Consider the following 9,720-nt stretch of genomic DNA (forward strand, 5'->3'; position numbering starts at 1 on the left):
TTTGTTCGTCGGGGACTTTTGTTCCGTCTTCATAGGTTGAGTATCCTGGTGCCGGGCGTCCCTCACTCACTTTTTTCTCTTCTACCCGGTAATATTTACGATGGTAATAGGTGGAACGTGGTATATCGACAATTTTTAATACTAACGTCATCGTATAACCGTTCCCAATCCATTTATCGGCTACTTCAATTTTTTCAGTAAGTGAGGGTTTTTCTTTTTTATAAGATCTCGCAATACGGCAATTTCAAGGTCTTTTTCGCCCAAAAGCTGCTTTAATTGATCATTTTCATTAGATAGCTCTTTCGTATCAAGGTCAGGTGCAGACGTGATATCCGTGTCACCAAATTTGCCGTCTTTGTACTCACGAACCCAGCGCCCAACCATATTCCGCCTTAGATGTACTAGATAAACAGGTGGGCAAAGGTAAATAGATATATCACACACTATTAGCGGAAGAAAGTACATTGGATAAATGGAACAATCAAGTGATCAAAAGACCTCATCAAATTGAGGAGTATCAACGTCAAGCTGAAAAATTACGCAATTCAACTTTCATTAATTGTTGGAGTGCTAGTGAATCCATGTCCCTTTCTATGTGGGAGCTTTTTGGTGGTGGCCTGGAGTCAGTTGCAATTAAAACAACAAAGAGTAAGCTTCGAAAAGTGGTAGAAAATTATTCTTCAGATTACTTCAATGGAGAAGTTGTGAGAGTTAATTATCTTGATAACTTGATTGCATTAAGTCATGAAACTAATCAGGAAGTTTGGGAGATTATATCTCAAAGTAACTCTACAATTTCTGCATCTTTCAGTATAAAACCAATTGAGTACCAGTATGAAAGTGAAGTTCGTGCTATATTTACCCCCACTAAAACAAGAAGTGGTGAATTTGAAACAGAAATGCCAACTGAAAGTGCAATTAAAGTCCCAATACATATGAATAATAAAGGTCCAAAAAACAGTATGATTGAATTTATTGAGGAAGTTCATATTCATCCATTTCTAGATGAAGAGTCAATGTTTTATGAAGTAGTTAGGGATATTAATTACAAATATGATATTGGATCTATACCAGTCAAATCTAGAACTATTAAAGCTTTAGAAAAAGATTTATATAAATAGTGGCTATAGGATTATATAAAAAAAGAATCAAAACTTAAACTATTCCCCGAATAAGGACACTGATAAAAAAGTGTCCTTATTCGGGGGTTTTTACGTTTTATGACCTCGAAGTTCCATTTATAATCGAGTAAACTAAAAAGAGCGAATTATAAACATATCCAATATTATTTTTATAGAATCTGTTCAAGTTACACTTAATTGGACAGTTTCGTTAAGGTCACATACACTTGGTTCAAATATTTATAGATAGCCGACAAAACGGTGGACAACTAAAAATCCAAATTGAACTCACTAAATTAGGTTGGATCGTAACTCGACGTCACATCTGATCAGAGATAAAAGAGTAAAGATTAGAATCTAAGAGTATACCGTTACTCAATTTAAGCTGATGACGACACTTGTTAAAGAAACAGATATCAGGAACACATTAAATCGATCGTTTCATCAGGAAAAACCTTATCAAGTGATCATCAGTGACTTCACCTATTTTCTAACTGGATATTAGTGGAATTATATATGTATATTGATTGATTTTATATAATTGCAAAATCACCAGTCAAAGCGCTGGTTCAAGAAAGAGTGCTGGGTTAGTTCAACGCGCATTTGCATCTGTTCAAAAATACTTTCGTCAATTTGAAAATGTTTCACACGAACTATGGAAGCGAATTTAAAAACGCTCTCATTGATAGGTCATTTTAATCGTTCGATTTTGAACGTAAGCAACAAAGGCAATCATTATGAAGACACCTTTGCTGAATCAAGATTTAAAGCAATCAAAATAGAGTTTATGAATGGTTCCCATTTTATTAATCAACAAGATCTTGACCTTGAATGATTTGATTTTGTGCACTGGTTCAATCAAATTCGTATCCATGGATCACTGGACTACTTACCAAAAGTCGGATTCAAGTCAAAAGACTTTAGCGTTTTGGTCCACTTTTGTGTTCACCTACCACAAAGACATTAAATGAGAATGAAACAGGAAAATAAGTTAATAATTAGTAATATTTATGTTATTTTAAAAGAAGGATTGTGGGATTGGATAACGAAATTTGCAGACAGGACAAGAGTATTGAGGGGGATTTGATGGAAATAAGATTAAGGGACGTTCAATTTAATTCATGGTTATTAACTTCAAGAACAGAGAACAAAGGTAAAAAGTATAGACATTTAAAACTTAACGAAGAACTAACATTTAGAGATGAGATAGTTCCTTCATTAAAAAATATGGTTGAAGAAGCTCACCAAGATTATAAAAATTCAAAAAGGTCTTTGCTTCTTAAAACACTTGACCCAAGTGTTGAAGATATTGAGTCACTAGGTAAAATGGATCCGGCTTATGGTTATCCTGATCAACTTGATTTAACAACATTAAAGGGAACTTTTGGTGAAGTTTTTGCTGGTATTATTGCTGAAAATTTTGCTCCATTTAATGTTGAGAATTGGAAGGTACCCGTGTTTAGTTTTCGGCATCATGAGGCTGCATTTGATCAGTTAGAAACATATAAAAGAACAGGTGATAAAAAGAATGCTACTATGGGAAGACCTGGGGATGATTGCTTAGCTTTTGAATTAGATCAGAGTGAAACTAATATTCGTAAAATATTGTTTTGCGAAGCTAAGTGCACAAATGATCATAGTAGTTCTCTGGTTAAAAAGGCACATGAGCAATTAAGCGATTCAAACATAATACCAGTAGAAACATTAAGATTAATTGAAATTCTAAACGATTATGATACTGATTATGCGATAAGATGGTCGGAAGCTTTGAGAAATCTATATTTAGATCTTGGGAACTTTGGCAATAGTAATAGATATGATTTAGTAAGTTATGTTTGTGGAAATTCTCCCAAGAAAAAAAGCACTTGGATCGATACCGAGGAACCACATGAAGGTTATAGTGCAGGTAGAGAGCTAGAATCTGTAGAGGTTCATATATCTGATATTGATCAACTTGTAAAAACCATCTATCAAAAAGAGGAAGATAGTTATGGCGAATAAAAAAGTAAGTCAAGAAATGGAAAGTGTTATTGAAAGTTATTATAAAAGCTTCCAGTCCAAGCATATATCCAATAGTTTAGCAAAGTTATATAGTCATTACACAAAAGTAAATTTAAATAAAGGTGGACTTAAAAGTTGGAGTAGCAAAGATTATCAAGATAATCTAAGTGAAGCATTTCGTTTGCTTTACTTAGGTTTCACTTTAAAAGATGAGAGTAGGGAAGGTTGGGAAGAATTCTTCAGTAACGGGGGAGAAATGTTAGAGTATCTTTCTCATCCTGCTATAAATGAACATTCTTATCCTCTCCACTTTATATCTGCTGCATCTTATCAAATTGCTGGATATCCTGCTATCGCCTTAGGTCTTTTAAAAGAAAGGAAAGAATCATCAGAAGAATCAGAGATATTAAGACTTTTTTTGAAAAATGACTTTATAAATTTAGAAAAAAAAATAAATGCATACTGGAGAAATAATGAGCCGAAAAGTTTTGAAACAGATGTTTTAAATTTCGAAGAAGATTTTAACAAATACATAGCCCGTGAAGTTGTAAGTATAATCGGATTGTTAGTAGGTTTTTTGAAATGGGGAGTTAGAGATAGATTACAAAGAGCTATTAATAAATTTAGGGATATATCACGAATATTAATTCATGATAAGAATTCTTATAACTGGCTACTTTCGAAGCTATGTGCAGAATTGTTTGAAAGGTACGTAAAACAATCTATTAGAACTGCTACAGAAGATCTTTATAAAGTAGAAGGTAAAAGTTTCAATAAAGCTTTAGAGATTTATATTAGAAAGAATTTCTTAGAAAACAAATCCCTATTATGGCCTTCGCAACTTAGGGGGTTAGATAAGCTAATTAATGAAGATTCATTTGTATTATGCACCCCAACGGGTTCAGGTAAAACCACAATAGCAGAGATATCAATTATAAAAAGCCTCTTTTCAGCAAAAAATAATGAAAATCTAGAAACAAATATTGATGTTCCATTTCATCTAGGACAACCAATCGTATTATACCTAGTACCTTCAAGAGCTTTAGCTTCAGAAACTGAATCAAAGATGAATCGTGTCCTGAAGAATATTCCTAATGAAAATGTAATAGTCACAGGATTGTATGGAGGTATTGACTGGGGACCTACTGATACATGGATAACTCATGATGATAAGACAGTATTAATTTGTACTTACGAAAAGGGAGAGGCATTACTTCGCTTTTTAGGTCCTCTATTTTTAAACCGTTTGTCATTAGTAATAATAGATGAAGCACACTCAGTTCAATATGATCATAATGCGGAAACCCTTGTTTCGGGTGATAACCGCTCTTTAAGGCTAGAATCTTTAGCAAGCAGATTAATTTCCTACTTACACGATAACAGGAAAAAAGTGATCGCATTATCAGCGGTAATAGGAGAAGATTCATCAAAATTAACTAAATGGTTAACAAATGACAGTTTTTCACCTGAGGAAACACCTTATCGAAGCACAAGACAACTAATTGGGAGATTGGAATTTCAAAAGTCTGGCGATTTTAGTATTAGGTATGACGTACTTAATGGAGCATCATTAAGTACCAATTATACTGGGGATCGTGGTATAAGTCCCTTTATTCCAAATCCAATAGAAGCAAGTCCGTTAAAATTTATTGATTTACCAAGAAGGTACTCTAATACTAATAACAACGGATTTCCTAAGTATTCTCGCCCATTTTTATTTTGGGCAGCTTTACAGTTTGCTAAAGTCAAAGAGCATGAGCAGTCCGATACCGTCCTGATTTCTGTGATGCAACATGTGAATGGATATGCTAACGATTTTTATCACGTTATTACAAAAGTATACAAAGAAGGATTACCCGTTTTCTTTAAGGAACCTACGGAACCTTATAAGAAAGATTTGTGGGAAAAGTGCTTAAAATCTTGCATAGACTATTATGGAGAAAATTCTAATGAATATAAGTTATTAGAAAAAGGAATAGTAGTTCATTATGGAAAAATGCCTAGCATTTATTCTAAATTACTAATAGAAGTAATTAATTCTAGAATAGTTAATGTTGTTCTAGCATCATCAACTCTCTCTGAAGGGATCAACTTACCTTTCGATATAGTATTAGTACCTGTACTTTCTAGACGAGGGGATACAATTTCTATTAGTGAATTTAAGAATTTAACAGGTAGGGCAGGAAGACCGGGAAATGGAACTGAAGGTAGAAGTTTAGTATTCCTCGAGAAACCTTCATCTTCAATTTTATATAGTGCTGAAAATGCTAGGAATCATTATAGAAATATTCTGTTAGGGTATCTGGATGATACTGCTGTTCTTCAAAATCAGCATAAAAATCCTAGTCCTTTAGCGAATTTGATAATTTATATAAAAGATCAGTGGGAGCAGATAACTGGGACCAAGTCAAACGATGAATTTCAAGAATGGTTAGAAACTTGTATTCCAAGCGATAACAATGAGATTTTTCAAGATAGAAATGATTTAGTGGCAGAACAGGCCTTGGACACTTTAGATAGTGTTATTCTTTCAGCAGTGGTTGAGTATGAGAACTCAGATGAAGATCGGGGGAATTTGCCACTATCTGAACATGAAGATCTCATAAAGTATATTTGGAAAAATACCTATGCTTTTTATGTAAGCACGGCAGAGGAAAGTATGGAAAAGATATTTTTGAAGAGAGGAAACGCCGTGATCAATGACATATATCAAGATAAGAAGTATAGAAACAAAATTTATAAAACAAGCCTACAACCTAGGTTCGCAAAGCAGCTTTTTAAAATTCACCAGCAAATTATATCTCACTTAAAAAGCGGAGAGGAATATCAGAATTGGACAAATAAAGAGAGAGTAAAATTTATTAAGAACTGTATAGAGCACATAAATATGCTTGAAAAGTTTAGTATTAAGGAGGGGATCAAAAGAAACAAGTCTAGTGTAGAATGGGAATCTATTTTAATTTGGTGGATAACTTCTGGAAAAGGGGAAGTGAAGCCTGGGAAAGAGAATCAAAAAGCTGAATGGATAAAATTTGTATATGATAACTTTGTATACAAATTTAACTGGGGATTAAGTACGGTTTTAGCGATGGTTATTGAGGAGATTAATGATGGAAAGTCGAGTTTATTAACTTTAGATGATTGGGAAAAAACTGATTTGCCATGGGTAGTCTTTTGGATTAAGGATTTAATCACTTGGGGAACTCTTGACCCTGTAGCAGCCTATCTTCTATCAAATGGATATATATATACTAGGTCAGAAGCTGAGAATGTATCTAGAGAATATTATGATGAATCAGATAATGAAGTGGATGTATATAATATCAAGCTGATAAGGGAATGGGTGAACATTAGATTTCCAAATTATCAAAAAACAGAAGAAATCAACAATATTAATCTTAATGTGAAACTTAAGAACGATCAGTTTTCCAAAAAAGATTATTGGAATGTATTCCCAGTAATTGATGAATCTGAGGTTTTATGGTTAGATTATTCTGGGCATTTGATAGCGAATTCTCCATTATTAAATAATGAGATTTCTAATATATCTTCACCTGATAATAATTTTGTGATTGATACAGCACATGCAAAGGCTATTCATACTCAATACTTTGAGTGAATTTAATAAACAACTATAGTGCGGAGCTTAAAAACTGGTTAAGGGTTTTAGTTTTTTATAATCGATATATTATACTGGGGAGATGGAGGAGCAAGAAACTTATTAAATAAGAATAATCGAACCGAAGAGATGGTCATAGTACTAAGGTGTTACATACCAGTGCTGGAAATTGATAATGATAAACTCACCTATAATGGAAGAATTAATAGGTATATATTGGTTAGATGTTAATACAGTCTAGTTCATTAAATCATGACTTAAGTATAATTGAGAATTAAAATTGAGTTCCTAATCAACAATTCTCTATTTTGTATATAATTTAATAAAATTATAATTGCCCGCCAACATTTCTTAACTCACAAATGACTCATATTTAATTAAATTGTATTAAATATGGTTAAATCAATTTCTGCATAAACACTTATATCATTAAACCTAGTAATACCAGGTTTTAAAAGAATGTAAGAAATACAGCGATAGTTAATTATATCGAAAGAAGTTATATTTAAGGAGTCAAAACTTAAAAGTTTTGACTCTCTTTTTTGTCTTTCTGTAAAATCAATCATGAAAAGGTGTCATAATTTATGTTTATAAATGAGGTGCTGGTTTGAAATATGGATATGCTAGAGTGTCTATTCAAGGACAAGACTTGCAGTCGCAAGTACTTACACTGTTTATGGCATACTAAAAATGTAGCAATTGGCATTCAATTTATGTAGTTCCGAGTGGGGAATATATAAAAGAAAAACCACTTGCCAACCTCCCCCAAAAAATATAAACTCCTCGTTGGACCAACAACGTTCGACAGGAGGTTATTAAGGAGATGTTAGCAGTGGCTCAAATGAATTATATCAGACATGAAGTGAATCAAAAAGGAGAAACATATGCCAACGTGGGTAGAAGAATGGGAATTGACCCACGAACGGTTACAAAGTATGCAAACCAAGAAGAATTTAAGAGAAAAGAGAAACAGCATCGTAAATCACCGGTGATGGATCCTGTAAAACCGATTATAGACAAATGGATCAAAGAAGATTTAAAAAAGAAAAAGAAGTATCAACGAACGGCCAAAAAAATGTATCAACAATTAACAAAGTTTCATGATTTCAAGGGGTCAGCCCGAACGGTTCGCGATTATGTCGCAAAGCGTAAAAGGGAATTACAAGCAACATCGGAGGAAGTAGCTTTACCGCTTGAATCTGTTCCTGGTACAGCACAAGTAGACTTTGGAACAGCTCCATTTAAATATGAATCAGAAGTGATAGACTTACCTTATTTGGTTATGTCATTTCCATATAGTAATAGTTTTTACTTTCAAGTATTTCCTTCGGAAAATACAGAGTGTTTATTAGAAGGATTACAGCGAATGTTTCATTATATGGGAGGAGTACCTACTACTATTCGATTTGATAATTTATCTCCAGCTGTTAAAAAATATTTTCTAAGGGGGAGCGAGAACTTACTGATACTTATGAGCGTTTTGTCTTACATTATGGTTTTCAATACGAATTTTGTAACCCCGGTAAAGGGAACGAGAAGGGTCATGTAGAGGCCATGGTGAAATATGTAAGAAATAATTTTCTTCTACCAGAACATACAGTGGTCAACCTTGATCAGTTTAATCAAACATTATGGTCTCTAGCAGAAGAGGATCGAGACCGTATGCATTATGATAGACAAGTGCTTCAAACGCGGCTATATGAAGAAGAAAGAGAGCATTGGTTGATGTTGCCTGAAAAGAAATTTGAGTGTGTTCGACGGGAAGAAGTGAGAGCTGATAAGTATGGATGGTGAGCATTGATAAAAAACAGTATTCCACTACTCCTAGGTTTGCGAAACAAAAAGTGAGAGTGGCTGTTTCTTATAAAGAGGTCATTATTTTAAATGAAAAAAATCAAATCATTGTAAAACATAAACGTTTATACGGTGTTAAACGAAAAGCCATGATTTGGCAGCCTTATTTAGAATTGTTATCCAAACGCCCGAGGGCCATTAAATATTCAAGTTTATATCATCAGTTTCCACCTATTTGGACGGATTATTTAAAAAATTGTACAGAAGAAGAACAAAAAAGTGCCCTACGTTTACTAGGCAAGCTTTTAAAGAATAATGATTTCTCTTTATTGAATCAGGCATTAGAGATGGCTGTGTCACACGGACATCCAAGCGCCGATCAAATTGAGCATTGTTTTTATTCTATCCTTCATGAAACGAATATGTATGCATCAATTGAACCAACGATAGCAGTACCAAGCATGCCAAAAGCTACAAGAGGCTTATCTCATTACGATGCCTTCTTTCAAAAGGGAGGTGTATCATCATGAAAGAGCAAATTGAAGCCTACGCAAAACGTTTGAAATTAAGCTGGATAAGGGAACACTTCGATGAAGTGGAAGCAGAGGATCATCAAGAATACCTTCTGAAACTGTTTGAAAAAGAAATTCAAAATAGAGAAGAAAGAAAAGTGAACTTATTATTAAATCAAGCACAACTCCCGAAGACGGGTAATCAGCCATTTCAATGGGAGCATATTCAAATACCTCATGGTATTCAGAGAGAAGAGGTGATAGAAGGTCATTTTATCAAGCAAAGGGAGAACCTCATTTTATATGGCGGTGTAGGAACAGGGAAAACTTACTTGGCAACACTCATTAGCTTAAATGCCATACATAGTTTTGGCAATAAAGTAAAGTTCATTACCGTGGCATCTTTAGCAAATAAATTGATTGAAGCCAATCAAAAAGGTAACTTACCTAAAATGATGAAGCAGATAGAGAAGTTAGATTTATTAGTGCTTGATGAATTAGGTTATATACCGCTTCATAAGGAAGGTGCTGAATTGATCTTTCAGGTTATTTCGATGTGTTATGAAAATAAAAGCTTGATCATCACCACGAACCTCCAATTTGGTCAATGGAATCACGTTTTTGGAGATTCCATATTAACGGAAGCAGTAATTGATCGACTCATTCATCATTC

At 33.7% G+C, this 9,720-nt stretch carries 5 protein-coding genes and 1 pseudogene; 5 read left to right on the forward strand and 1 reads right to left on the reverse strand.

All coding sequences use genetic code 11. The features are described from left to right. Positions 1–180: 180 nt before the first annotated feature. Complete coding sequence (locus tag J416_RS02720; RefSeq protein ID WP_003464327.1) at positions 181–384, reverse strand: hypothetical protein; 204 nt, start codon at positions 382–384, stop codon at positions 181–183. A gap of 80 nt (positions 385–464) precedes the next feature. On the opposite strand from J416_RS02720, the gene J416_RS02725 reads away from it, so the two are divergent. From J416_RS02725 to istB, 5 genes and pseudogenes are all read left to right on the forward strand, one after another. After that, positions 465–1,121 carry a DUF2971 domain-containing protein gene (locus J416_RS02725; protein WP_003464330.1) on the forward strand — a complete coding sequence of 219 codons (657 nt, stop codon included), beginning with the start codon at positions 465–467 and terminating at the stop codon, positions 1,119–1,121. A 1,086-nt stretch (positions 1,122–2,207) separates the two neighbouring features. Then, a complete protein-coding gene (locus J416_RS02735) occupies positions 2,208–3,122 on the forward strand; it encodes a hypothetical protein (RefSeq protein WP_003464337.1) in 915 nt (304 codons plus the stop codon). Then, positions 3,112–6,741: a DEAD/DEAH box helicase gene (locus J416_RS02740; protein ID WP_003464340.1), complete on the forward strand. Its 3,630-nt coding sequence runs from the start codon at positions 3,112–3,114 to the stop codon at positions 6,739–6,741. Before J416_RS02735 ends, J416_RS02740 begins: the two co-directional genes overlap by 11 nt. Before the next feature lie 823 nt (positions 6,742–7,564). After that, positions 7,565–9,065, forward strand: a pseudogene (gene istA, locus J416_RS02745) (IS21 family transposase). After that, a partial coding sequence (gene istB, locus J416_RS02750) for an IS21-like element helper ATPase IstB (protein WP_003464342.1) occupies positions 9,062–9,720 on the forward strand: 659 nt, incomplete at its 3' end. The pseudogene istA and the gene istB, both read left to right, overlap by 4 nt.

This window comes from Gracilibacillus halophilus YIM-C55.5 (assembly GCF_000359605.1).
GTDB lineage: Bacteria > Bacillota > Bacilli > Bacillales > Amphibacillaceae > Gracilibacillus > Gracilibacillus halophilus.

What these genes read in the sequence shown, in the direction of transcription:
- J416_RS02720 (WP_003464327.1), bottom strand. Translation starts at nt 384, where the DNA reads ATGGTTGGGCGCTGGGTTCGTGAGTACAAAGACGGCAAATTTGGTGAC.
- J416_RS02735 (WP_003464337.1), top strand. Translation starts at nt 2,208, where the DNA reads ATGGAAATAAGATTAAGGGACGTTCAATTTAATTCATGGTTATTAACT.
- J416_RS02740 (WP_003464340.1), top strand. Translation starts at nt 3,112, where the DNA reads ATGGCGAATAAAAAAGTAAGTCAAGAAATGGAAAGTGTTATTGAAAGT.